This is a genomic window from Blastococcus sp. TML/C7B (genome assembly GCF_016612845.1).
Lineage (GTDB): Bacteria > Actinomycetota > Actinomycetes > Mycobacteriales > Geodermatophilaceae > Blastococcus.
The window spans coordinates 1,272,110-1,297,241 of record NZ_JAEOAA010000002.1 but is presented as its reverse complement, the minus strand read 5'-3'; the positions used below and the strand labels follow the sequence as shown (position 1 = coordinate 1,297,241).

General features: G+C 70.6%; 19 protein-coding genes and 1 pseudogene. 16 read left to right on the top strand and 4 right to left on the bottom strand.

The window, feature by feature from the left end; all coding sequences use genetic code 11:
• Positions 1 to 8: 8 nt before the first annotated feature.
• The 10 genes from JKP76_RS23070 to JKP76_RS19100 all read left to right on the top strand — a co-directional run bounded on the left by JKP76_RS23070 (position 9) and on the right by JKP76_RS19100 (position 12,287).
• Positions 9 to 1,817, top strand: a complete 1,809-nt coding sequence (locus JKP76_RS23070) for a TrkA family potassium uptake protein (protein ID WP_200492356.1) — start codon at positions 9 to 11, stop codon at positions 1,815 to 1,817.
• A gap of 431 nt (positions 1,818 to 2,248) precedes the next feature.
• On the top strand, positions 2,249 to 3,229 hold the full coding sequence (locus tag JKP76_RS23680) for a tyrosine-type recombinase/integrase (protein WP_309233060.1): 981 nt from the start codon (positions 2,249 to 2,251) through the stop codon (positions 3,227 to 3,229).
• Entirely contained in the window at positions 3,193 to 3,384 is a 192-nt protein-coding gene (locus JKP76_RS21875; RefSeq protein WP_242472022.1) for a hypothetical protein, read from the top strand. Before JKP76_RS23680 ends, JKP76_RS21875 begins: the two co-directional genes overlap by 37 nt.
• A gap of 350 nt (positions 3,385 to 3,734) precedes the next feature.
• Positions 3,735 to 4,250 (top strand): hypothetical protein, encoded by a 516-nt coding sequence (locus JKP76_RS19125; RefSeq protein ID WP_200492354.1) that lies wholly within the window; start codon positions 3,735 to 3,737, stop codon positions 4,248 to 4,250.
• A 219-nt stretch (positions 4,251 to 4,469) separates the two neighbouring features.
• Positions 4,470 to 6,926: a DUF262 domain-containing protein gene (locus tag JKP76_RS19120; protein ID WP_200492353.1), complete on the top strand. Its 2,457-nt coding sequence runs from the start codon at positions 4,470 to 4,472 to the stop codon at positions 6,924 to 6,926.
• A complete protein-coding gene (locus JKP76_RS21870) occupies positions 6,836 to 8,734 on the top strand; it encodes a site-specific DNA-methyltransferase (RefSeq protein ID WP_309233078.1) in 1,899 nt (632 codons plus the stop codon). Before JKP76_RS19120 ends, JKP76_RS21870 begins: the two co-directional genes overlap by 91 nt.
• Positions 8,731 to 11,094 carry a DEAD/DEAH box helicase family protein gene (locus JKP76_RS19115; RefSeq protein WP_200492352.1) on the top strand — a complete coding sequence of 788 codons (2,364 nt, stop codon included), beginning with the start codon at positions 8,731 to 8,733 and terminating at the stop codon, positions 11,092 to 11,094. Before JKP76_RS21870 ends, JKP76_RS19115 begins: the two co-directional genes overlap by 4 nt.
• Positions 11,087 to 11,428 carry a hypothetical protein gene (locus JKP76_RS19110; protein WP_200492351.1) on the top strand — a complete coding sequence of 114 codons (342 nt, stop codon included), beginning with the start codon at positions 11,087 to 11,089 and terminating at the stop codon, positions 11,426 to 11,428. The genes JKP76_RS19115 and JKP76_RS19110 overlap by 8 nt, the downstream gene beginning before the upstream one ends.
• Positions 11,421 to 11,858: a type II toxin-antitoxin system VapC family toxin gene (locus tag JKP76_RS19105; protein ID WP_200492350.1), complete on the top strand. Its 438-nt coding sequence runs from the start codon at positions 11,421 to 11,423 to the stop codon at positions 11,856 to 11,858. The genes JKP76_RS19110 and JKP76_RS19105 overlap by 8 nt, the downstream gene beginning before the upstream one ends.
• A gap of 24 nt (positions 11,859 to 11,882) precedes the next feature.
• The gene (locus JKP76_RS19100; protein WP_200492349.1) at positions 11,883 to 12,287 is read left to right on the top strand and encodes a JAB domain-containing protein; all 405 of its coding nucleotides are present in this window, start codon (positions 11,883 to 11,885) and stop codon (positions 12,285 to 12,287) included.
• A 73-nt stretch (positions 12,288 to 12,360) separates the two neighbouring features.
• On the opposite strand, the gene JKP76_RS19095 is transcribed toward JKP76_RS19100, so the two are convergent.
• Entirely contained in the window at positions 12,361 to 13,563 is a 1,203-nt protein-coding gene (locus JKP76_RS19095) for a hypothetical protein (protein WP_200492348.1), read from the bottom strand.
• A 636-nt stretch (positions 13,564 to 14,199) separates the two neighbouring features.
• On the opposite strand from JKP76_RS19095, the gene JKP76_RS19090 reads away from it, so the two are divergent.
• Both JKP76_RS19090 and JKP76_RS19085 read left to right on the top strand, forming a co-directional pair.
• The gene (locus tag JKP76_RS19090; protein ID WP_200492346.1) at positions 14,200 to 14,949 is read left to right on the top strand and encodes a helix-turn-helix domain-containing protein; all 750 of its coding nucleotides are present in this window, start codon (positions 14,200 to 14,202) and stop codon (positions 14,947 to 14,949) included.
• Positions 14,946 to 15,749 carry a hypothetical protein gene (locus tag JKP76_RS19085; protein ID WP_200492344.1) on the top strand — a complete coding sequence of 268 codons (804 nt, stop codon included), beginning with the start codon at positions 14,946 to 14,948 and terminating at the stop codon, positions 15,747 to 15,749. Before JKP76_RS19090 ends, JKP76_RS19085 begins: the two co-directional genes overlap by 4 nt.
• Positions 15,750 to 15,921: 172 nt before the next feature.
• Here JKP76_RS19085 and JKP76_RS19080 read toward each other — a convergent pair whose 3' ends face one another.
• Together JKP76_RS19080 and JKP76_RS19075 are read right to left on the bottom strand one after the other, a co-directional pair.
• Positions 15,922 to 16,287, bottom strand: coding sequence for a PAS domain S-box protein (locus tag JKP76_RS19080; RefSeq protein WP_200492343.1), 366 nt, complete (start codon positions 16,285 to 16,287; stop codon positions 15,922 to 15,924).
• Positions 16,288 to 16,854: 567 nt separating this feature from the next.
• Positions 16,855 to 17,625, bottom strand: coding sequence for a MerR family transcriptional regulator (locus JKP76_RS19075; protein WP_200492342.1), 771 nt, complete (start codon positions 17,623 to 17,625; stop codon positions 16,855 to 16,857).
• Positions 17,626 to 17,681: 56 nt separating this feature from the next.
• Here JKP76_RS19075 and JKP76_RS19070 point away from each other — a divergent pair, with 56 nt between their 5' ends.
• Positions 17,682 to 18,356, top strand: coding sequence for a hypothetical protein (locus JKP76_RS19070; protein ID WP_200492341.1), 675 nt, complete (start codon positions 17,682 to 17,684; stop codon positions 18,354 to 18,356).
• Between the two features lie 291 nt (positions 18,357 to 18,647).
• On the top strand, positions 18,648 to 19,328 hold the full coding sequence (locus tag JKP76_RS19065) for an amidohydrolase family protein (protein ID WP_375335664.1): 681 nt from the start codon (positions 18,648 to 18,650) through the stop codon (positions 19,326 to 19,328).
• A gap of 110 nt (positions 19,329 to 19,438) precedes the next feature.
• On the opposite strand, the gene JKP76_RS19060 is transcribed toward JKP76_RS19065, so the two are convergent.
• Positions 19,439 to 20,332: a hypothetical protein gene (locus tag JKP76_RS19060; protein WP_200492339.1), complete on the bottom strand. Its 894-nt coding sequence runs from the start codon at positions 20,330 to 20,332 to the stop codon at positions 19,439 to 19,441.
• Positions 20,333 to 20,961: 629 nt separating this feature from the next.
• Between JKP76_RS19060 and mobF the strand changes: the two are divergent.
• Positions 20,962 to 24,601 (top strand): annotated as a pseudogene (gene mobF, locus JKP76_RS24260) (MobF family relaxase).
• A 241-nt stretch (positions 24,602 to 24,842) separates the two neighbouring features.
• Positions 24,843 to 25,058 (top strand): AlpA family transcriptional regulator, encoded by a 216-nt coding sequence (locus tag JKP76_RS19050; protein ID WP_200492338.1) that lies wholly within the window; start codon positions 24,843 to 24,845, stop codon positions 25,056 to 25,058.
• Positions 25,059 to 25,132 lie beyond the last annotated feature (74 nt).

The following is a 25,132-nucleotide window of genomic DNA, read 5'->3' as shown; positions in this document are numbered from 1 at the left end:
AGGCCGTCATGGGCAACCCGCTGCTCACCTTCTGGAAGAACCTCTTCGACCCCGACGACGAGGACCGGCGCGCCCGCCGGGCGACCCTGCGCGTCGCCGCCGCCTCGTCCGCGCAGGCCGAGGCCACGATCTTCCTGGTCCTGCGCCGCATGCGGGCGCCGCTGATCGTGCTGATCGTCATCTTCGCCGTGAGCGTGCTCGGGCTGACCGTGATCCCGGGGCAGGACGTCGACGGCCGGCCGACCCGCATGGGGTTCTTCGACGCCTTCTACTTCATGAGCTACACCGCCTCGACCATCGGCTTCGGGGAGCTGCCGGACCCGTTCACCTACAACCAGCGGATGTGGGTGACCATCTCGATCTACCTGACGGTGATCGGCTGGGCCTACGCCGTCGGCTCGCTGCTGGCGCTGCTGCAGGACCGGGCGTTCCGGTCGGCGCTGTCGCTGCAGCACTTCAGCCGCAAGGTCTCGCGGCTGCGCGAGCCCTTCGTGCTGGTGGCCGGCTACGGGCGGACCGGCGAGCTGCTCGGGCATTCGCTGGACCGGCTCGGCCGGCGGATCGTCGTCCTCGACCACGACGGCGAACGGATCGACGGCCTGGAGCTCGACTCGTACCACGCCGACGTGCCCGGGCTGACCGCCGACGCCCGCGACCCGGGGCACCTCGCCGTCGCAGGGTTGGACCACCCGTCGTGCGAGGCGGTCGTCGCGCTCACCGACGACGAGGAGGCCAACCTGACGATCGTGATGGCCGCGGCGCTGCTCCGGCCGGAGCTCCCGGTCATCGCCCGGGTGACCTCCCGCGCGCTCGCCGAGCGGATGGACGCCTTCGGCAGCCCGAGCCTGGTCAACCCGTTCGACCGGTTCGGGGACCACCTGCGGCTGGCGCTGCGGGCGCCGTCGTCCTACCAGCTGCTCACCTGGCTGGAGAGCGGTCCGGGCGGGGAGCTGCCGGCCCGGGGTTCACCGCCGCGGGACGGGCGGTGGGTCATCTGCGGCTACGGCCGGCTGGGCCGCGAGCTCTCCGCGGACCTGCGCGCCGAGGGGCTGGAGGTCTCCATCGTCGACCCCGCCCCGGAGGACGACGGCACGCCCGGGCTGCGGGTAGGGGACGGCACCGATCCGTGGGTGCTCGCGCAGGAGGACCTGGACCGCGCCGTCGGCCTGGTCGCGGGCACCGACAACGACACGACCAACCTGTCGCTGGTCGCCGCGGCTCGCCGGAGCCGGCCGTCGCTGTTCCTCGTCGCCCGGCAGAACCGCCCGGCCAGCGCGCCGCTGTTCGCGGCCATGGACATCGACGCCCTGCTGGTGCCCAGCGAGCTGATCGCGCACGAGGTGTACGCGCAGCTGTCGACTCCGCTGCTGTGGCGGTTCGTGCGCGAGATGCCCGAGCGCGGGGACGCGTGGGCGGCCGGGGTGGTCGACCGGCTCACCGCCGTGTGCGGCACCCGGCTGCAGGCGATGTGGAAGGTGCGGCTGACCCGGCGGGAGGCGCCTGCGCTGGAGCAGCGGCTGGCCGGCGGGTCGCTGCGTCTGGGCGACCTGCTGCGCAACCCGGAGAACCGGGACGAGCCGCTGTCGGCGGTGACGCTGGTCGTGCTGCGGGACGGCGAGTCCACGCTCGCCCCCGACGACGACTTCGTGCTCCGGGCGGGGGACGAGCTGCTGCTCGCCGGCCGGCCCTCCGCGCGCCGGGCGCTGGGCACGGCGCTGTTCGTCGAGTCGGTGCTGGAGTACGTCGTCAGCGGGCGGCGGGTGCCCTCGAGCTGGATCTGGCGGAAGCTCACCTCGGAGCCGGCCCCGCCCGGGTGACTCTGCGCGCGGATTGCCGACGGTGCGCCCGCGATCGCGCCCGCATCGTCCGGAACGCGTCCGCGGAGTGAGGCGGCCGCGAACGACGGAGCGGCCCGGTCCTCGCGAGGACCGGGCCGCTCCGGGTGGTGCGCCATCAGGGACTCGAACCCCGAACCCGCTGATTAAGAGCCGCTATTCCGGCCCATTTCTTCTCCATTCCGGACGCTGCATCGTCGCTGCTCAGGAGGATGTTATACGTCGCTGACCTGCGGTAACGTGTGCCGCGAGGTGATGACGAGAATGTTGACATCAATTGGTGGGCGTCGGCTGAAAATGGCTGGAGACGGCTCTGTTGCGGACTCTCCGCGGACAGCTGCACTTCTTTCCCGCGCTGCGCGGTGCAGGAGTCGGCGGCTCGACGCCAGCTGCGCCGGCGGGCGGGCTGACCGGTGACCAGCATCGCGCGGCGGCCCAACGGGCGCTGGCGCCCGCGCTACCGCGACGCGGCGGGCAAGGAGCACGCGCGGCACTTCGAGAAGAAGGCCGACGCCCAGGCGTGGCTGGACTCGGTCACCACCTCGGTGCTCACCGGCGCCTACGTCGACCCCAAGCGAACCCGGGTCACCGTCGCCGAGTGGGCCGGCCAGTGGCTGGACAGCAAGGTCGACCTCAAGCCGACGACCCACCGCTGCTACGAGGTCTCGCTGCGGGTGCACATCCTGCCGACCTGGGGGCCGGTGCGGCTCGGCGACATTACCCACCAGGGCGTCGCCGCCTGGGTGACCCAGCTCTCCCGGTCGGGCAAGAGCGCCTCCACCGTGCGCCACGCCCACCGGGTGCTGTCGCTGATCCTGGGCCTGGCGGTGCGCGACGGCCGGCTGGCCCGCAACCCGGCGGTCGGCGTGCCGCTCCCGCGGAGGGTGCGCGGCGAGCAGATCTTCCTCACCTACGCGCAGGTCGACGACCTGGCCGCGGCCGCCGGCCGGGACCGGCTCGCCATCCTGTTTCTGGCCTACACCGGCGTGCGCTACGGCGAGATGGCGGCCCTGCGGGTCCGCAACCTCAACCTGCTGCGCCGACGAGCGCTGATCGCCGAGGCGGTCGCCGACGTCAACGGCCGCGCGGTCTTCGGCACGCCGAAGACTCACCAGCGCCGACAGGTGCCCATTCCGCGGTTCCTGGCCGAGGAGCTCGCCGCCCACGTCGCGGACAAGCTGCCCGGCGACTTCGTCTTCGCCGCGGAGAAGGGCGGCGTGCTGCACCTGCGCAACTTCCGCCGGATGAGCTTCGACCCCGCCGTCCGCGCCGCCGGCCTGGACGGGCTCACCCCGCACGCGCTCCGGCACACCGCCGCCTCGCTGGCCATCGCCAGCGGTGCGAACGTCAAGGTGGTGTGCAGACCATGCTCGGCCACCAGTCGGCGACGATGACCCTGGACCTGTACGGCCATCTGCTGAACGACCAGCTCGACGAAGTCGCCGACGCGATGGACGCGGCGCGTGCCGCCGAGGCATCGTCGCGTCGCCCGGCAGCGACCGTGGCGGCGCTGCCTACCGGTCGCTCGGCCGGCGGCCCGGTCGGATGACCGACCAGCGGCCGGGGGTGTGCAGCCGCGGGTCGGCCGCTTCCCACCCCGAGCAGGATGCCGGCCGCCTTGGTCGCCGCAAGGGCGCTGCGCGTCGCTGCGCGATGGGCCTGCGGCCCACCCTTGCCCCGACCTGCGCCGGCCGGCGGGAGGCGGGTTGTGGGATGCGGCCAGGAGCGTCAGACGTCGCCCGGGTCCGCGAGGAAGGTCGGCGTCGTCCAGGAGGGCTGTGGACGGCGAACGAGCCGTCCACAGGCCACGGGACGAAGCGCTCCGGCGACACCGCGACCGCCCACTGTCACCGCGATGACACCTGCACCGCTCCGCGACCGGCCCCGAGAGGACACTCGATGAACGACGCAACCAGCAGCGCGCGCGACGAGACCACTCGCGGCCCGTGGATGACACCCGCCCAGGCGCGGCAACTGGCCGCCGCGGCCGGCGACCTGTACTTCCAGCTCCGCGAAGCCGACCTCGCGCGCGACACCGACCCCGACCCGGCTCGGCGGCGCGCTGGCTGGCGGCTGGACCTCGCCGCCGGAGGTCCGCACAGCGCTGCCGAAGACCTGCTGGACACCGCCGACGAGCTCATCCGACTGGCCGCCCGGCGGACCGACGCCTGCTCGGTGCCGTGGGGCGTCTGCCCCGAGCACGGCGCGACGCTGCGGTCCACCGCGGGGCGCTGCTGGTGCACCGCCCCCGGCTGCCTCCGCCGGTGGTTCCACGACCGACTCGGCGAGCCGTGCGCCGAACCGGTCACCCACCGCGTCGTCGACGCCGATGGCGATTGGCTCGACCTCTGCGACGGTCACGCCATCGACGCCCGCACCCGCATCATCAACGCCACGGTGATCCCGCTGTCCTGACCGCTCACCGGAAGCCATACGAGACGCCCCGCTCTGGTCTGGTGTCTGGCTGCCCAAGCAGGTCCCGAAGTCGCGGCAGGGTGATCTTCGGTTCGCTGGGAGCTTCGGCAGGGTCAGGCCGTGTCGCGCGGCCACGCGTGCTCCATGCGGCAGGATCACCGAGAACGCGGCGGCCAGCATCGAACGCTGCGCCCAGCCGATTGATCCCGGGAGATCAGTATGCCGTTCAAGACGCCGATCACCATCGCTGAAGCGCTAGAGAAGATGCACCGGCACGAGTTCGTGCTGCCGGCCATCCAGCGGGAGTTCGTCTGGGGCCCGGAGCGGATCTGCACGCTCTTCGACAGCCTGATGCGCGGCTACCCGGTCGGTTCGCTGCTGTTCTGGCACGTGGACGGAGACACGGTCGGATCGCTGACCTTCTACGACTTCGTGCAGACCTATCACCAGCGCAACGCCCCACACTGCCCGGTGCTCGATGTGGAGAAGGGCCGGTCGGTCACCGCCGTGCTGGACGGGCAGCAGCGGCTCACCGCGCTGAACATCGGCCTGCGCGGCTCACACGCGGAGAAGCTGCCCCGGCTGTGGGCCGGGAACCCGAATGCCTACCCGGTCAAGAAGCTGTACCTGGACCTGCTCTTCGTCGCCGAGGACAACGACCTGGACCAGCGCTACCGATTCCGCTTCCTCACCCCGGCCGAGGCGGCCGACCGGTCCGGCCAGTTCTGGTTCGAGGTGGCGACGATCCGCACGTTCAAGGACAGTTTCGACGCGCTGAGCTACGCCGAGCAGAACTCGCTGGGCATCGCCTCCGGCCGAACGTTGCTGCGGCTGTACGAGGCCGTGCACAAAGAGGCCTCGCTCAACTACTTCGAGGAGATGGAACAGGATCTGGAGAAGGTGCTGAACATCTTCATCCGGGTCAACAGCAAGGCGGTGGCGCTCAGCTCCAGTGACCTGCTGTTGAGCGTCGCAACCGCCCAGTGGCGGGACCGTGACGCCCGCGAGGTGATCCACCAGCTGGTCGACGACCTCAACGAGACCGGTCAGGGCTTCGCGTTCACTAAGGATCTCGTACTCAAGGCCGGACTGGTGCTGCTAGGCCGCGGAGACATCCGGTCGAAGGTCGGCAACTTCGACCGGCAGACCATGCGCGAGATGGAGGACGCCTGGGACGACATCGACAGGGCGCTGCGGCTGGCGGCGCTGACCCTGAGCACCTTCGGGTTCTCTTCCGCGACTCTGCAGGCCGGCAGCGTGCTCATCCCGGTGGCGCACTACCTCCATCTGCGGGGGCTCAGCGAGAGCTATCTCACCGCCGCCCAGTACGCCGACGATCGCGAGGAAATGCGCACCTGGCTCATGCGGTCGCTGATCCAGAGCGGGGTGTGGGGAAGCGGGTTGGACACGCTGCTGAGCGGGTTGCGCGCGGTGCTCGACGCCGAGGCCCGGCACGGGTTCCCGCGGGTCGCGCTGGAACGGGAGATGGGCCGGCAGGGCAAATCGCTGCGCTTCGATCCGGCGCAGATCGAGGATTTGCTCGACACCCGCTACGGCCCCCGGGCCTATCCGCTGCTCGCGCTGCTCTATCCCGGCGTTGACGTGCGGGGGGCGTTCCACATCGACCACGTGTTCCCGAAGAGCAAGTTCACCCCCGCCCGTCTTCGCGCTGCCGGCTACAGCGGAGAGGTCGCCCTGCTGTCAGAGCAGGCCAACCGGCTGGCCAACCTGCAGCTGCTGGAGGGCGCTGAGAACGTCGACAAGCGGGCCAAGCTCCCAGGGGCGTGGATGGCTGAGGCGTATCCCAACGCGGACGCCCGCGCCGGCTACGTCACCCGCAACGACCTCGGCGACGTCCCGGAGGAGATCACCGGCTTCGCCGACTTCTACAACCAGCGCCGGTCGCGCATGCGCGACCGGCTCGTCGCCCTGCTCGACGTGGCTGAGGTCATCTACAGGGTCATCCGCCGCGCCGCAGGCGGACGACATGTACTTCGACCCCGCACCACGGTCGGAGGCGACCCGCCGCGACATCGGCGCGCATATCGTCTCGGCCTTCGCCGGGCTGCCCGAGGGTGCGTTTCTGACCGTGAGAGAAATCCGGGCGCACCGCAGCGACGAGTACGGCGACGAGTTTCCTTCGGCTGGCGCGATCAGCGCCCGGCTGTTCCCGTCCAGTGGGCGATGCACCGTGCCCGGCGTCGAGCCCGGCGAGAACGAGCGCGGCGTGCGGGGCGCCAGGCGGATCACCGCGTAGCCCTGCACCCCTCACCCGAACGGCGGCACCGCCATGCGGTCGTAGTCGTCCAGTGGCATGTCGTGGGCCTCGCGCGCGCGCCGTCGCCCGCGCAGCAATCCGATGGTGCGCGAGTCCGACCACGGCCCGCATCGTCCCACGTGAGCGGTCTGCGCACGGCGGGCCACGGTATGCGACGCGGGCGGGCGGCACGTGAGCGGACCGTGTCGTTCCGTAGGGCAGGATGGTGGACGGCGAGGAGAGGGGGCCGCGCGCGATGGGTGCGATCCGGCTGGAATGGGACGGCAAGAGCGCGGAGGTGCCGCGGCTGCGGCTGCCGCTGCAGACCGTGGAGACGGTCAACAGTCCCCGGGCCGACCGAGGCACGCTGTTCGAGTCCAGTGGGGACGACGGCGGGGACGGCTGGCGCAACCGGCTGATCTGGGGCGACAACCTGCACGTGCTCGCCTCGCTGGCCGACGAGCTGGCCGGGCAGGTCGACCTGGTCTACATCGACCCGCCGTTCGACTCCCGGCAGGACTACAAGGTGCGCATCGCCGTCGGCGACGGCGGCGCCGCGGCCGACCAGGACCTCGCCAAGCTCTCCTCGGTCATCGAGGAGAAGGCCTACCGCGACACCTGGGGCAAGGGGGTCGACAGCTACCTGCAGATGCTGTACCAGCGGCTGGTGCTGATCCGGGAGCTGCTCAGCGACCGCGGCTCGTTGTTCCTGCACCTCGCCCCGAACGTCAGTCACCTTGCCCGGGTGCTGCTCGATGAGATCTTCGGCGCCGACAATTTCCGCGCCGAGATTATTTGGAAGAGAACCACGTCGCACACCAGTACGCAGGATTTTGGGCCGGTGCACGATGTGATTGCGTGTTATTCCAAGAGCGATTCCCATCTCTGGCATCCGCAATTTGAGCCTTACGAGCAGGACTTCGTCGATCAGTACTACCGATACGACGATGGGGATGGCCGAAAGTACTGGCCAGGGGACATCACTGCTCCAGGTGTCCGGCGGGGAGACAGTGGCAAAGCTTGGCGGGAGTTTGATCCAACCAGCAAAGGGCGGCATTGGGGTGTCCCCTATGCAGACCTCGACACATTGGATGCCGAAAAACGAATCTACTGGCCGAAGCGTGGTTCAGGGTTCCCAATGCTCAAGCGCTACCTGGACGAAATGAAGGGCATGCCGGTCGGCGATGTTTGGACCGACATCAAGCGGATGAATCAGATGGCACAGGAACGCCTGGGCTACGACACGCAGAAGCCCGAGGCGTTGCTGGAGCGCATCATCAAGTCGTCTTCTGATGAGGGCTCGGTCGTACTCGATTGCTTCGCGGGCTCGGGCACGACGCCCGCGGTGGCCGAGAAGCTGAAGCGACGGTGGATCGCGGTCGACATCGGCCGGTTCGCCGTCCACACAACCCGCAAGCGGCTGCTCGACATCCCCGGCTGTGCGCCGTTCACCGTCGCCAACCTCGGCCGCTACGAGCGACAGGTGTGGCAGCAGGCCACCACCGGCGACGTGGTCCGCGCCTATCTCGACTTCGTCGTCCAGCTCTACGGAGCCGTCCCCGTCGAGGGCTTCAGCCACGTCCACGGCAACGTCGGCTCGCGGGCGGTGCACGTCGGGGCGGTCGACGCCCCGGTCTCCATGGAGGAGATCACCGACGCGGTCGACGATGCTCGCGCCGCCGGATACGTCGCCGTCGACGTGCTCGGCTGGGAGTTCGACATGGGCCTACATGAGCTGGTTCAGGACACGGCCCGCGACCGCGGCGTCGACCTGCGGCTCCGCCGCATCCCCCGCGAGGTGATGGACCCGCGCGTGGTGGCCAGCGGCGAAGCGGTGTTTCACGAGCTGGCCTACGTCAAGGTCGACACCGCGCTGCGCAACTCCAGCGTCGAGGTGCGGCTCGTTGACTTCGTCCTACCCAATCCCGAGTTGGTGCCGGCGTCGGTCCGCGACAAGATCACCGGCTGGGCCGACTACGTGGACTACTGGGCGGTCGACTTCACCTTCGGGGCCGAGGGCGGCTCCGACGGCAACAGCGCCGACACCTTCCGCAACCAGTGGCAGTCCTACCGCACGCGAGCTGACCGGCGCCTGGACCTGACTGCGCACCACGAGTACGACGAGCCTGGCCGGCACACCGTGTTGGTCAAGGTCGTCGACATCTTCGGCAACGACACAACCACCGCCGTCCACGCCGACGTGCCCGCTCCAAGGTCACGAAGGTGAGCGACCCCTTCGCCGTCCCGACCAGCCGACGCGAGAGCCACGCGCCGCTGGTTGCCGGCGTCCGCATCGAGGTCGATGCCTGGCGGGCGGAGAACTATCCCGGCGTCACCGACACCACGCGTCGACTGCTCGAACACTGGTTCCTCGATGAGCACCAGACCGTCGACGGCTACCCGTTTCGCTACTACTTCGCCCAGCGTGAGGCCGTCGAGACGCTGATCTATCTGCACGAGGTCACCCGCACCCGCTCGCTGGCCGACATGGTCGGCCGGTTCGCCCGCACACCGGTGCCGGTCGCGCCCCAGCCCTACCCCCGCTATGTGGTGAAGGCTGCCACCGGCTCGGGCAAGACCAAGGTGATGAGCCTGGCGATCGCCTGGGCCTACTTCCGGGCGCTACGCGACGAGGCGGACGACGTGGCTCCGACCTCTCTGGTGATCGCACCGAACCTGATCGTGTACGAGAGGCTGCGGACCGACTTCGAGGGCGGCGCGATCTTCCGCGGCGACCCCGTGGTACCGCCGGAGTGGCGGGCCGACTTCGACCTGCGGGTCTGCCTGCGCGACGACCCCATCCCGCAGCAGGCCCCAGGCGTCCTGGCCCTCACCAACGTCCAGGCCCTGTACGAGCGCCGTCCCAGCCCGGACGCCAACCCCATCTCCGTACTGCTCGGGCCGGTGCCGCCTGCGCGGCTCTCCGCCCCCGATCCGCTGCTGTTGCAGTTGTCCCGTCGTGGACGCGTCGTCGTCGTCAATGACGAGGCGCACCACCTGCACGACCAGGTCAAGTCCGACACCGGTGAACCCTTGGTCGCCGTGCAGACCCTGCGCCGGTTGCACGAACTGACCCGAGAAGCCGGGGGGGCGGGCGTCAGCGCCCAATTCGACTTCTCGGCCACCCCCCGCAACCAGCAGGGCCAGCTGTTCCCCGAGATCGTCGCCGACTATCCGCTGGCCCAGGCCATCGAGGACGGCATCGTCAAGCGTCCCGTGATCGGTGAGCTCTCCGGCGACCTGCAGGCAGTCAGTGATGACGCGGCCGAGCGGTATCGGCAGCAACTCGGCGCCGGAGTGCTCAAGTGGCGCGAGTTCCGCGACCGGCTGGCACCAGCCGGGCATCGGCCGCTGTTGTTCGTCATGGCCGAGAACACCGAGGCTGCCGATCAGATCGCGGCCTACCTGCAGAGTCTCTCCGACCTGGCGGGCAGGGTGCTCACCATCCACGTCAACATGGCCGGATCCGCCCGGGGTGAGATCCGCCGGGACGACCTCGAACTCGCGCGAGAGGCCGCCCGTGCAGTGGATGGGCCCGACAGCCCATACTCCGCGATCGTCAGTGTCCTCATGCTGCGCGAGGGCTGGGACGTCCGGAACGTCTCGGTGATCGTGCCGCTGCGTGCCTACACGGCGAGGTCGGCGATCCTGCCCGAGCAGACACTCGGCCGCGGCCTGCGCCGGATGACCCCGCCCGGGTCCGGTGTCGATGAGCAGGTCGTGGTCATCGAGCACGAGGCGTTCCGTGACCTCTGGGACAAGGCCATGGACGACGAGGGGCTGGAGATCGAGCGGCGCCGTTCCGACGACGTTCACCCCGAGCCGGTGGTCATCGCCGTCGAGCCCAACCGGCTGGGCTCCGACATCGAGATTCCCAGCCTCTCCCGCACCCTGGTCCGCAACACCGCCGACCTGGCCGCAATGCGCGCCACTGACATCCCCGAGCGCCGGCTCTCCCTGCCCGAAACCCTGCGCGGCGGAACCGTCGACTACACCGGCCGCGACCTGCTCACCCGCGAGGTGATCGAGCAGGCCCGCTACGAGCTGCCCGCCGCGGATGATCCCGGCGCCGTCCTCGCCTGGTACGTCAACGTGCTGCAGTACGCCACCCGGTTGACTGGACAGTTCGCCGTGCTCGCTCCGCTCGTGCAGGAGTACATCGAGACGCGGGTCTTTGGCGGGCCGGTGGGACATCACCGATCCGCTGGTGCTGCAGGTGCTGCGCGAGCCCGCCGTCCAGGAGACCGTCCTGGGTGCCCTGCGGGAGGCCGTCGACCGGACCACGCTGGTCACTCAGCGGGTGGCCGGGCGGGAGAAGCCGCTGCTGCTGTCGGCGACCCGGCCGTTCCTGTGGAGCGGGGAGGTCGCGTCGGCCCAGCGCTCGGTGTTCTCCGGCCAGCCGTGCGACAGCGGCCTGGAGGTGCGGCTGTGCGGTTGGTTCGACCGGGCCGAGGACGTCGCCGCCTTCGCCAAGCTCGCTCGGGAGGTCCGGTTCTCCCTGGAGTACCGCGCCGAGAACGGCCGGCTGGCGTACTACTACCCCGACTTCGTCGTCCGCCTGACCTCCGGCGAGCATCTGGTGATTGAGGCCAAGGGCCTGGCCGACCTCGACGTCCCCCGCAAGGACGAGCGCGCCGTGCGCTGGGCGGCCGACGCCACGTCGGCTTCCGGTGTGCGCTGGTCGTACCTCCGGGTGGACGAGAACGTGTTCGACCGCCATGCGCCTCGACTGCGCTCGGTCGCCGGCCTGGTCGAGGTGGTGGCCGAGGTGCGCCGGCAGGACTACCTCCGGTCGCAGCCGGAGCCGCGGCGGCGCAGCCGGGAGGAGATCCTGGCGGCCATGGCGAAGGCGCGGGAGGTCATCCTGCCGTTTGACATCGAGGCGGAGGTCCGGCGGCTGAGAGAGGATCCGCGTGCCTGACGCCTACGTCGTCGATACGGGTGTCTTCGTCCGCTGGTACGTGGCGCAGATCGGCTACGAGCACGCGCTACGGGTGCAAGCCGACTTCCTGGCCGGGACGGTCGCACTGGAGACCGTCGACCAGGTGCGCGTCGAGCTCGGCGACGTATTGCGGAAGCGCGGCCTGCAGGCAGGGGCACTCGATGAGACGGACTACGTGGCGGCAGTCCGGTCGCTCGACGACCTCGGTATCGACATCCACAGCACGGACGCCGACACACAGGAGCGCGTCGCGCTGCTGTGCGCGCGACGGCCGGTCACGTTCTACGACGGCCTGCTGGTCGACCGTGCGCTGCAACGCGGCCTGCCTCTGCTGACCGCGGACGCGAAGCTGGTGCGTGCCGTGGCGGGACTGTTGTCCACAGAATTGCTCGACGGCATCGACCCCTGACCGCCTGACCGTACGGTCGCCATCGTGCTGCTGCCGTCGGACCTCGCCCACGTCGAGAGCCTTGTGCGCGGCATGACCGACGGGCTTCCCGTCGAGATCGCCTGCGTCGTCCCGCGAAGTGCTGGGAGCTGGGGTGAGCCGGTCGTAGTGGGCCTCGGCGCCCCCGACTCCGTGGCGGCCCGGCCGCGCACCGTGCTGCGGGCGGTGCTCACCTCGGGCGCGGAGGCGTTCATCCTGGCGCATACGCACCTGACCCAGCAGCCGCCCGGGGACGACGACACTGCGGTCACCCGGCGCCTGGTCGCCGCCGGTTCCGTCGTCGGCGTCACAATGCTCGGACACCTCGTCGTCGGCCCCTCGACGGCGTGGCAGTGCACCGCCGACGGACGCTGGAGCTGTACGGGAGTTCTGTCGTCGGTGGTCGGCTGAACGACGAGGCGACCGGCGCCAGGTGGAGCCATGCGACGGTGCGTGTCTGGCCACCGGTTCACCGTTCGGCCACCTATTCGGAGGGCTTCTGCTTGGTGGCCACTATCCCGAGACCAGTCACGGCGACGGCACCGCCGACCATTACGGCCTTCTGTCCGGCTTCTGCTCCTGCCACTTTCAACTGCTTTGGATCGCGAACGGCCTCCGACCAAGTGATTGCTCGCAGTGCTTGCCGGTTCGTTCGGATGCCGAGTGGGACGCGGAAGTCCTCAATGACAGCCGCCGTGGCGTTCAGGGACTCGACCACGGAACGGGCTGCTCTGGCGTGGAGCACGATGTTCGCATTTGCGATGCCACCTGCGGCATCCATCCGCTCCATGAGTCGTTGCGTGTGTTCCAGCACCGACTCGCGCCGCTGCCTGCGCGCCTCCATGACGCCCAGACGATGTCCGTCGAGAGTGTGGGGCGCTGTGGTGAGCACATGGTCGAGCTCGACCACTCTGAACTCATCTTGGAGCTCGAAGCAGCGCGCGAGGATCGACAACTGGATTGCAGCCTCGCGCTCTATCTCATGTATTGCCCTCTTGAGGTCCCCGACCTTGCTCTTGCCTTCAACCTTGTCTGCGAGAGCGCCCAGTGCCTTCAGCGCTGTTTCCTGCACCTCCAGGATCGTTGCTGACTCGCCACTCACCTTGTCCCACAGGGTCTCTGGATCGCCGCCGTGCGCTCGGATCGTCATCGCTTCCTTGATCGCAGCGGCAGCGCGGTTCATCTTCGCGAGCACCGCGTCTCGCTGTGCGCGAAGTAGATCGTCGAGCTTCTCGTCCATCTTCACGAGCAGGGTCTTGAGCTCTTGGGCCTCTGACTGCTGAGCGAACTGGCTCAGGAGCCCTCCAAGACCCGAAAGCACCGCTGGATTCGTCAGCAGGGAGGCCGGGCCATCCTCAACCTGAAGCCACTTGTTGACCTTGCCCGGGTCTCCGAGCATGGCGTGGCTGATCCCCTCGGTCTTGGTCTTCATCAGTCCGCCGGCGTCCTTGAGCCGTTTCGCCGACTCGGGCGTCAACTTCAGGTAGAGCGCCGACTGCTCTGCGATGTCGGAAGCAGTCTTCGCGACCTCTCCCGATGCCTTCAGCAGCGTTGTGAGCTTGCTTAGCTCCAGCTCACCAGCGCTCGACAGGAGGCCTGCGTGCTCGAGGAACCGTTCGACAGCTGACCGCTCACCGGCTACCACGAGACCATCGTCATCGCTGACCAGTTCGATTTCGCCCGTCACTCCGTCTCCTTACCCCGGTAGAACGTATCGGGGCTCGTCGTTGAGGCTTGACTCGGCACGGATCGGCCTCGTCGTGGGCGGCATCGATCCAGCCGATAGTGCAGCAAGCTGCTGCACTCACTTCGATCTTCACGACGGCCATGGCGCCCAAGGCCCGTACCCTCGCCTGGTCGGTGCCGCAGCCGACTCCCGGGATGCACAGCGGCGCGGCGGCTACCGCGCTGACCGATGGTCTGGGAAGGATGGGTGGGCGCCCCGCCAGAGGCGTCACCTGCCAAACCCTCTGGCATGCTATAAGCATTATCAGGAGGGAGCTGTTAATGCTTATACCTACGCACGCCTGGGCGGCGCTGCTCGAGTCCGGGGTCACCGTTCGGCCCACGGGGCCGGCCCAGGTGGAGCTCGTGGCCGACGAGGGGGACGCGGTGGCCGTCACCGCGGCCGTGGAACGCCGGCCCACCGCGCTGTCGCCCAGCCATGTCCGCAGCCACCTGCTGCGCGGTTCGCCGGCGCGGGGGGAACTGCTGCTGGTGGTTCCCTCGGCCAGTCCGGCAGCCCTGGATGCGGCCGCCGCGGCCGGCATCTCGGTGCTCGTGGCCGACCCGACCGGCACCTCTGCGGTCACCGGACGGATTCGTGCTGCCGGACCGGACCATCGAACTGAGCGCCGACCTACCCCGCCCGGACGCGGGGCAGCCGCCGAGCCGTCCCGGCAGGCGACCGTGGGGTGCGCTCACCGTCGTTCGCCGGCTGCTCACCGCCGGTCCGGCCACCCAGGTCGACCTGGGCCGGTCCGCCGCGGTGTCCCAGGCGCGGGTGTCCCAGGCGCTGTCCGGGCTGGTCGCCGACGGACTCGTGCGGCGCACCGTCGACGCCGGCCGGCCCCGCTGGGCCCCCGCGGACTGGGAGGCGCTGGTCGACTGGTGGCTGACGAACTACCCGGGCCCCGGCGGCATCACCACCTACTGGTACGGACTGTCGGGCGTTCCCGAGCAGGCCCGAGGGGCCGTTGCCGCTCTGAGCGCCGCCGGAATGCCGGCCGCGGTGTCCGGCGACGTCGCCGCCGACCTGCTCGCGCCCTGGCGGCGACCCGGCCGGGCCGTCGTCTACGCCGACCCGTCCGGGCGACCGGTGCACGATGAGCTGACCGCGGCCGGGTTGACGCCGTCGGGTGCGGGGGAGGCCACCCTTGAGCTGATCGTGCCGGCCGATCCCGGCGTGTGGCCGGCGCCGGGCACGACCGCCGCCGAGGGCGACTTGCCGCTGGCCGACCCCCTCCAGCTGCTCTGGGACGTGGCCCGCGCCCCCGGTACCGACGTCGACCAGGCCGTCGCCGCGCTGCGGCCGGTGCTGAAGGCCCGCGCGGCGGCCGCTGCGTCACGGTGAGCACGGCACACCGCCTGGTCCTGGTGTCGGCCGGCCGGGCCAGCGACGCGGCGTTCCTCGCCGCGGCCGATCTGGCCGTGATCGCCGGCGAGCTCGACGTGCCCTACCGGCTCGTCGGCGGCAACGCCGTCACCCTGCTCGTCGCCGTGCACGGCGTCAGTGACATGGTGCCGGCACGCGAGACCGCCGACGCCGACTTCGGCGCGGCGTACCCGGTGGTCGCCGACCCGCGGCTGCTCGCCGCGCTGCGCGAGCGCGGGTACCGACAGCAGTCCGGCAACAGGTTCCTCCGCACGCACACTCTGGGGTCGACCACCGGACGCACGGCGCCGAGCTGGGACCTCGTCATCGACGTGCTGGCCCCGTCCTACGTCGGCCGCCTTCTGCCCAACCAACCGCACGGCGAGCTGGTGGTCGACGAGGTGCCGGGGCTGAACCTGGCGTTGGCCCGTGACGGCACGCCGATCACCGTCGAGGTGACCCTCACCTCGGGCCACAACGTGACGGCGGCCCTGATGCTGCCGGACGTGGTCTCCGCGATCTGCCTGAAGGCCTACGCCTACGCCGGTCGCTTCACCGAGCGGGACGCCGTCGATCTGTGGCGCCTGCTGGAGGCGGCGTACGCCGCCGGCATTACCGCGGCCACCTGGCCGACCGGGCCCACGGCCACCCAGGCAGCGGCCGTACTGCGCCGGCACTTCGGCCGCCCCGGCGCCGCCGGCCTGGCCCGCGCCGGCGACAGCATGCGCGACCGCACCCGCATCACTGCACTCGTGGCCCACGTCGTCGGTCCACCCTGACCGGAGCGGCCTTCCGGTCGTGCTCAACGCGGAGGCGGTGCGCTTCGTTGCCGTCTTCGTGGAGGGTCCGCCGATGCGCGGAGTCGGCCACAAAGGAAGTCCATCGGCTGCCAGGCATCCCGTGAGGAATCACAGACAGTTTCGCAGCCCGTCGATGTTGGTCGTGGATGGCTCAGGGCACACTTGATGGGAGGGAGAAGGGTCGAACGCCAGTGGACCCTTCTGCGTGGTAGATCGCGATCGCTCCTATCGCCGTGCCGAGGCCGTCGCTCAACGCCAACAGCCTGCCGGTGAACTCGCGGATTATGCCGTCGGAGCACAGCACGGGCAGATCGGCCGCCATGTCCTTGATCTCTGGAGACGCCATCGCGCGATGAAAGCCTGCCCAGTGCGCGTCCCGCAGATGTTCGGGGACGATCAGGTCCACCGGCTGTCCGACAGCAGCGGATGCTGCGTGGCCAAAGAGCCGCACGGCGCCTTCGTTCCAGGATGTGATGACGCCCTCGGTGTCCACGATGACGACAGCGTGCGCGTCCATGCAGGCATTCAACCGCAGGTCGCACCGGGCTCGAATCCGAGCGGTCGACAGCGTTCCGAATGAGGAACCCGCTACGGCGACGTTCGTCCGGTCCCGGGTAGCCGCGGCGCCGCGTACCGCAAGGGATCCGCTGGCGGTGACGGTCCAACGGCGGGATGCCCGGTGCGACCCATTCCCGCTGCGGCGTGTCGACGGGCGCCCACTGCGGTGAACGGCCGGGCGCTCACCCTCGGGGCCATGGCCCATTGCGAACACGGAACCCTGCTGGTCACCATCACCGAAGGCCGTCCGGGAAAGATCAACTTTCTGACGACCGGAGACGACGAGACCGTGAATCCTGAGAGCGCCGGCCTCCGTCGCCAGATGGGCGCCCTCGACGTTCTGTCGGCGGACGGCGGGAACTGCTCGGGTCGCCGGCCGTCACGCCGTCGCAGGGCGGTCTGATGAAGGAGTACCTGCTCCGACGCCCGAAGGCCTAGCCTTCTCACGCAGGAGGTTGCTGCACGGGTCCTTCTCGGACGGGGTTCGGCTACTGGGGCTGGTCAGCGGGTCGACAGGCGGGAGGCATCAGTCCAGGTGGTGCCCGAGTCGGTGCACGGCATATGCCTTGATCGCGTCAGCGAGCCAGGGCGGGAGCTGCGGGTCTACATCCTCGACCATGGCGCGCTGCTGCGGGTCGTCGAGCAGGAGGTCGCCGAGCGCGTGGTAGGCGGTTGCGTCGGCGGGCCAGAGCGCAGTCACCCCGCGGTGGTGTTCGACGACGAGGTCCAGCGCTCGATCGTCGTCCGGCGCGACGCCGCCGGCGCGGGCTTCCGACATCCGGGTCAGCAGGCGGCGCCCATCCGCGGCGGCGCGTTCGTGATCCTCTCGACTCCAGCCGGCCGTGGCCTGCTCGGCCGCGGCGAAATGGTCCCGCACGGCGTCGCCATAGCGGCCGACGAGTTCCTCCCGTAGCCGCTCCTTGTCCGCGGTGAAGCCGGCGAAGAACTCTTCGTCGCTGATCGTCCGCTCCCCGCTCAGGCCGGCGATCGTGGCGTCGATGGTGTCGAGGATGCGGTCGATCCGGTCCCGCTCACCGACCAGCTGCTCGCGGTGGCGCCGCAGCGCGGTCAGTTCGTCGGCCTCGCCGTCGACGATGTCCCGGATGCCCGGCAACGGAACGCGGAGCTCCTTGAGGAGCAGGATGCGCTGCAACCGCAGCAGCTCACGGCGCCCGTACCACCGGTAGCCGTTGGCGGAGACCCTCGCCGGGGAGAGCAGACCGATCTCGTCGTAGTGCCGCAGTGCACGGGCGGAGATCCCCGCCATCCGGGCGACCTGGCTGATCGAGTGCTCCACGTCCCCGACCGTAAGCGCTTGACCTTCTCGCAACGTCAACTTCTAGCGTCTCGGACGTGCCTACTCACCAGCCCTTCACCATCCGCGATGTCCGGCTCTTCGACGGGACTCGCCCGCTCGAGGCCACCTGCGTGCGTGTCGTCGAGGGCCGCATCGACGCCATCGGGACGCCTCCCGCCGCCGCGTCGGGTGACGCGGTCGTCGACGGGGGCGGCGGGACCCTGCTGCCGGGGCTGATCGACGCCCACGTGCACCTACTCCCCGGCTGCACCCAGTTGGCGGCGACGTTCGGCGTGACGACCGTGGTCGACCAGTTCAGCAAGCCCGAGGTCATCGACCCGGAGCGGGCCGCGGCGACCACCGCCCACGCCGGGCAGGGGCCGGTGCGGGCCGACCTGCGCACCTCGAGCATCGGCGCGACCGCCCCTGGGGGTCATCCCACCATCGCCTACTCGCCCCTTCCGTACGTCACCGGCCCCGCCGACGCGCTGCCGTTTGTCGAGGACCGGATCGGCGAAGGGGCGACCCACCTGAAAGTGATCTACGACGACGGCTCCGGGGCCATGCTCGACATATCCCCTCCCTGGACGAGGCCACGATCGAGGCCCTGGTCGCCGCGGCGCACCGCCACGGCCTGCCCGTGGTGGCGCACGTCTCGACCGCCCGCGGTGCGGTCACCGTCGCCCGCTGCGGGGTCGACGTGCTCGCCCACGCGCCGTTCGATCGGATGACCGACGGCGAGGTCCGCGATGTCGCGCGCGCCGGTGTCGCGTTGATCTCGACGCTGTCCATCATCGACGGATTCCCCGGGCCGGACGGCGTGATGCCACTGCTCGCCCAACCGGCACTGGCGTCCCGCCTGACGCGGCGGTGGCGTCGGGTCCTGGACGGTCAGTCCCGGCGGTGGATGCCGCCGGGAGCGCCAGACGGCGCCGCGGCGCGGGAGAACACCCTGGCCCTCTTCGAGGCCGGCGTGCGCGTGCTCGCCGGCACCGACGCACCCAACCCCGGCTTGGTGCACGGTGCGAGCCTGCACCGGGAGCTGCAGCACCTGGTTCGCGCCGGCCTGCGACCGAGCCGACGCGTTGACCGCGGCCACGTCCACGCCGGCGGAGGTCTTCGGCCTGGACGACCGCGGACGTCTCGTCGCCGGCGGGCGAGCCGACCTGGTTCTCCTCGACGGCGACCCCACCGCCGATATCACGGCCACCCAACGGCTCCGGCGGGTGTGGGTCCTCGGGCGCGAAGCCGAACTCGAGGCCTACGCGGGCAGCCCTGCCGAGCGGGAGGGCATCACTTGGCTCAACGACTCCACCGCCAAGATCGTTCAGGCCATCCAGGATTCCTGGCCGGGCATCCCCGCACCCGAGGACGTCCGCCGTGAGGAGGATGGTGAGCTGCTCGGTCGCGTCGTCCCCACCTCCGGCGGCTGGCAGGCCGTGACGACCTTCGGCGCTGCCCTCGGCACCGTCAGCAGCTACGACGACGCGCTGGACATCGTGCGCACGCTCGGCATGTCCTGTCTGGCCGAGCCGTGGTGGGCCCGCCCGCTCGACCAGCGCGAGTGGCGCGAGGTTCCGGCTCATGGAGATCCGCCCCGACCGTGTCCGCCTGCGCTGGACCGATCCGATGGCCGACCAACCACCATCCGGCCAGTGGTTCGACCTCGGCGACCTGGACCTGACCCTCAAGCCGCCCGCTGAGCCTCAGCGCTACTGATCCGGCCACCGGCGGCATGTAGGCGGTGACACTGACAGCCGAGGCCAACACGAATCATGAAGTGGACGCCGGGGCGCAGCCGCTCAGCGATGGTCTAGCGGTAGTCGTCCGGTGACATGAACGTGGAGATATCCGAGCTTGGCACGCAAGGCTTCGCCAGTCGCACGGCAAGCTCCTCCTCGGTCAGCTGCCGGGAGGCCGGCGCTACGTAGTTCGGATCGTGCCAGCCGCAGCGCATGCAGGCACCGGTCACCATCCGGTAGGAGCCGCAGCTCTCGCACCGGCTCCTCGCGCCGGTCCCAGCGCGAAGGCATACCGCGGTCATCGTCGACAGGAAGTGGCTCACCGCCGCCACACCGATGTGCGCGTCGTAGGCGATCGCGTTCTTCGCGTGAGTCAGCCAGTTGACGTAGTCCCACGTCTCGCGCGTCAGCTTGATGGCATAGGACCGCAGTTGCTTGCTGGAGGGTCCTGCGGCCAGGTGCGCGATCAGCAGGTTGGTCCAGCCCACGACGTCAGCTGCCTTGGGACCGACCTCGCCTTCTGGCCCCAGCGCGTCATCGGCAACTTCGTCGGCGTAGGTAATCATCACCTCGCGTAGTCGCACCCCGAGGGCTTGAAAGTCCTCGGCTTCGCGGCCGCTGTCGAGGGACTCGATCGCCTGTTCCCACAGGCGCCAGGCTCGCGGAAGCAGTCCCGCGGCCTCCTCGGTGATTGGGACCTCTTCCCGGCTGGCGATGCGCACCATGAGCCCGACGTGGAACGTCAGCGCGACGTCCCGGCTCTTGAAGTCGTCCTGCGAGTAGTAGTTCAGCGAGTTGCTGATCGCCCACCAGCGGCTTCCCTTGCAATGCACGTCCCAGATGTGGTGCAGCACCGAACCAACCCGCTCGACTGCGACCTTCTCCAGGTGCACCACCGGGTCCTCGGCCATCTGAGCCGCGAAGTAGTCGAGGATCTGCTCCCGTTCGAGGTCCGAGGCCTTCACCGTCGGCTTCCCTGCTCCCGCTTGACCACGTCCCCAGTCTGACTCGATCCGGAGTGATCTTGGTAGTGAGACGCCGTCGCGTGACGCGTCCGCTTAGACCAACGGCGACCGGCGCAGCCGCCAGGAGTACGACCGCCGAGCGGGAACGTCTGCAACTCGAGCCGGGCGAGCCCTTCACAGGTGTGGCCGTAAGGCCCGCCCGGTGATGATCCCCCGCAAGGGGACGACAACCGGCGCACGAGCGGGAGCCGTCGGCGAGAGCAGTTCCTGATCGATGTTCCGGCGCCCAGATCACCAACGCTATGCCGAAGTTCCAGGAGAGCCAGGCAAGTGGCGGCGACAACGCCGGGGGCCAACCACGCTGCAGCCGCCAGCAGTTCGCCTCCTCGCTCAGTTTCTTCGCGCGACTCAACCATTCAACGGCTATCAACGCCTCCTGCCAAACCAAACTCCGACACCTCGCGCTTTGAATCCGGATCGGCCTACTCTGTCGTATTGAAACCCTCCGAAAGGAACGGCACGCATGCTATCAAGATAGGGAGATCGGGCTCCGCTTCGCGGAGCCCATCGGCATTTCTAGGAGTGACGCGTTGGACGTTATTGGGTGGCGTTGACAAATGCAGGGCGGGATGAAGGTGTACGCCGGTGCGCCGGCGGCCGCGCGGTGCTACGTGGAGGCCGACCGGGGGCGGGCGGACGACTACTACCTCACCGAGGGCACCGGAGTCGCGCGCCGGTTCACCGCCACCGACGGTCGCGTGAGGGAGCTGGCGCCGCTGACCGGCGAGGCCTACGAGACTTGGGTGGCCGGCCGCGACCCGGCCACCGGGGAGCCGCGCGGGCGGCTGCGTTCCGACGCGCACGCCGTCCGCTTCGTGGAGGTGGTGGTCAACGGGCCGAAGACCTGGTCGCTGGCGGCCGCTCTTCATCCGGACATTGCCGCGGCGTACGAGGCGGCGCAGGACCGGGCCGCCGAGCAGATCGTCGCCTGGTTGTCCGAGCATGCGACCACCCGGGTCGGCCCGGCCGGCGGGCAGGTGCAGGTGCCGGTGGAGGTGCTGGAGGCGGCCACAGTGCGGCACTTCACCAGCCGCGCGAACGATCCGCACTGGCACCTGCACCTCCAGTTTCTCTCCCGGGTGTACGCCGCCGCCAAATGGCGCGGCCTGCACACCGTCGGCATCCGCGACTTCCTGGGCGCGATCAACGGGATCGGGCACGCGGCGATGGACACCGACCCGGAATTGAACGCCGCGTTCGCCGCGAACGGCTACACCAAGGACCCAACCGGAGAAATACCGCAGCTGGCCAAATATGTGGGCCCGTTCAGCGCGCGGCATGCGCAGATCGCACGGAATGTGGACCGCTACGAACGGGAATGGGCCGCCGCGCACCCCGACGAAACACCCGGGCCGGCACTGCGCCACGCGTGGGACGCCCGCGCGTGGGCGGAGGGCCGCCCGGACAAGGTCTCCCCGCAGCCCCGCGCGGACGTCGGCGAACGCTGGCGGACGGATCTTGCCGAGCTCGGCTTCCGCGCACCGACCAGTCCCGTCCCGCTGTCGCCCACCCCGGTCGGCGCGCTGGACCGCGACGAGCTCGTCGGGCGGGCGCTGACTCGCCTGGCCGCCGCCCGCTCGGCATGGAACGCCGCGGACGTGCGCGGAGAGGTGGAGCGGCTGATCGCCGCCGAGGGCGTCGTCGTCGATGCCGGGGTGCGGATCGAGCTGGCCGAGGATCTCACCGCCCGCGCCATGCGTATGTGTGTGCCACTGCTGCAGCGGGACGGCGTGGCGGAGCACATCCGGGCCTGGACGTCCCGGCCGGTGCTCGCCGTCGAGGCCGACCTGACCGCCCGTCTCGCGGCCCCGCGCCGTCGGGCGCTCAACGGACGCACGTGACACCGGTCTGATACCCCCGCCGGCCCACCTGACACCGACGGTCGCGCCCGCGGCGAGCGCCGGAAAGCTGGACGCCGGTCAGACGGCGGCGGTCGCCGCGCTGGCCGGCGACCGCCCGCTGATCGTGATCGAGGGCGCCGCGGGCGCGGGCAAGACCACCACCCTCGCGGCCACCCGCCAGGCACTCGAGGAACAGGGGCGGCGGCTGGTGGTGGTCACCCCCACGCTGAAGGCCGCGAAGGTCGCCGCCGCCGAGATCGGGACTGCGGCCGGGTCGGCGGCCCGGCTGGCCTTCGAGTACGGCTGGCGCTGGGACGACGACGGCGCCTGGACCCGCCTCGCCGTTGGTCAGACCGACACGGTCACCGGGAAGACCTACGCCGGGCCGGGTGAGGCGGCGCGGCTGCTCTCTGGCGATCTCCTCGTCGTGGACGAAGCGGGCATGCTGGACCAGGACACCGCCCGTGCCGTGTTGACCATCGCCGACGAGTGTCAGGTGCGCGCCGCACTGCTCGGCGACCGCCACCAGCTCGCCGCCGTGGGCCGCGGCGGCGTTCTCCACCTCGCGGTCGGCCAGGTCGACGCCGATGCCTACCTGACACTGCAGGGGCTGCACCGGTTCGCCCGCACCGGCCCCGACGGCCGCGCCCTGCCCGACACCGCATACGCGGACCTGACCCTGGCGATGCGCGCCGGCGATGACCCCGGCAAGGTGTTCGACGCACTTCTCGGGCGGGGGCAGATCCGGCTGCACCCCGACCCGGAGACGCTGCGGGAGACGCTGGCTGCGACCGCCGCCGCGCCGTCCTCCACCGACGGTGAGCGCATCGCCATCGTGGCCGACACTCGGGAGCAGGTCGCCGAGCTCAACACCGCCATCCGCGACCGGCTCGTCGCCGCCGGCCGGGTCGACGACGTGCACACCGTCGTCACCGCGGCGGGGCAGCGGATCGGGGTGGGAGATCGGATCTCGTGACCCGCCGCAACGACCGCGATCTCGACGTGGCCAACCGGGACACCTGGCTGGTCCGCGCCGTCGCCGGCTCGCGGGGCGGACTTCTTGTCACCCCGGCCGATGTCACCCCTGCTGTCACCCCGCGCTGGCAGGGTGCGCGGGTGCTGCCCGCCGACTACGTCGCCGCGCACGTGGAGCTCGCCTACGCGACGACCGCGCACGGCGCGCAGGGGGAGACGGTCACCGCCGCGCACCTGGTGGTCGGCGAACACACCGGGGCCACCTCTGCCTACGTCGGAATGACGCGCGGCCGGCGGGCCAACACCGCGCACCTGATCGCCACCGATGTCAACCAGGCGCGGGAGCAGTGGGTCACGGTTTTCGCCCGCGACCGCGCCGACCTCGGCCCCGCCGACGCCGCCCAGCAGGCAGCGGCCGAGGCCGCCCGCTACGCCGCACCGCGGCCGCTGGACGACGTCCTCGCCGACCTGCGCGCCGCCTGGACCGAGCAGCAGCCGCTGCGGCGACCTGCTCACCCGCCAGCAGCTGCAACGCGAAGCCCTCCGCGCAACCGTCGCCCGACACGCCGAAAGCACCCAGCGGCTCTCCCCCCTGAAGGCCGACTGCGCGCAGGCCGCGACCGACGCCGCCACCGCCCGGCAGCGGGCCGAGGCCAGCGGCTCCCGCGTCGCCGCCGACGCCGACCAGATCCGCGACACCCTCCTCAACCGATGGGACGCCGGGCGGGAGACCGCCCGGCAGGCCGCCCGGGTAATCCTCGACGGCCCCGGCCGGCTGGGGCTGCGCCGCGGCGCAGCGGCCCGCGCCGGCGAGCAGCTCACCGACTGGCACGCCACCTGGGCGCCGCACCTGCCGGGCCTGCCCGCCGACCACGCCCGGCTGACCCGGACCGCCGCCGGGAACGATGATCGGTCGGCCCTGGAGGCGGCGCTGGGGGCCGCGGCCCGCCGTGCCGCCGAACACGCGCACCCCGATTACGCCGCCCTCGCCGCCGCTGCCGTCGCCGCCGAGCGCACCCACTACACCGCGCAACGCGCGCTGGACCGGGCCCGGTACGACCACGACCACCGCTACGGCACCACGGGCCAGAACGACCACGCCCTGCAGTTGGCCGACGCCGAGCGGGCACTGGCCGCCACCCGCCAGCAACTGACCGACGTCCGAGCGCGCATTGCCACCCTGCAAACCGAACCGGCCCTGCTCGCCCAGCCGCCCGAGCGGCTCCAACTGGAGCACCAGGCCTGGCGCGCTCGCCGCGACGTCGCCCAACGCGCGGCCCGGACCACCCCGCGGACCACGGCCGGGCCCGACCGGACCGTGCAGCACCCGCAGCCCGAGGATATCCGCCACCTCGCCCCGCGCCGCGCCCTCGGCCGCGGCATTGGGCGCTGAACGCGCGGCAGTCGGCGCCCTGCTGCTGCACGAGGGAACTCTCCTCACCCGCCCGGTGGGCGGCAGCAGAAGAACAACAGGAAGACCGGCTGCAAGAGGACTGGAGGCCCAACTGGAGGCGTACCGGAGAAAAACAGGAGGTCGCGGCCAGAAACTGGCCATGGGGTGTCAGCAATGACCCGACATGGACGCCTTCTACCGGTGTCGGGCCCCAGCCACACGATCTTCGAGGGAGACAGCCATGCACCTCCAGCCCGCCGGCCACGAACCGGAACTGCTCACCATCGCCGAGGCCGCCCAGCTGCTGCGCACCCCGGTCGCCACCCTCCGGTACTGGCGGCACCGCAACACCGGTCCCCGCAGCTTCCGCGTCGGCCGCCGCGTCCTCTACCGCCGCGACGACCTCCGGGCCTGGATTGATGCCCAGCGCGAGGACGCCGTGCCGACCGAGGCGTGAGTCGGGTCGCAGGAGCCCTTGGCCGGGGCCCAGAGTTCCGTCGAGGCCCATCGGGCAACCGTGATACTGGACCT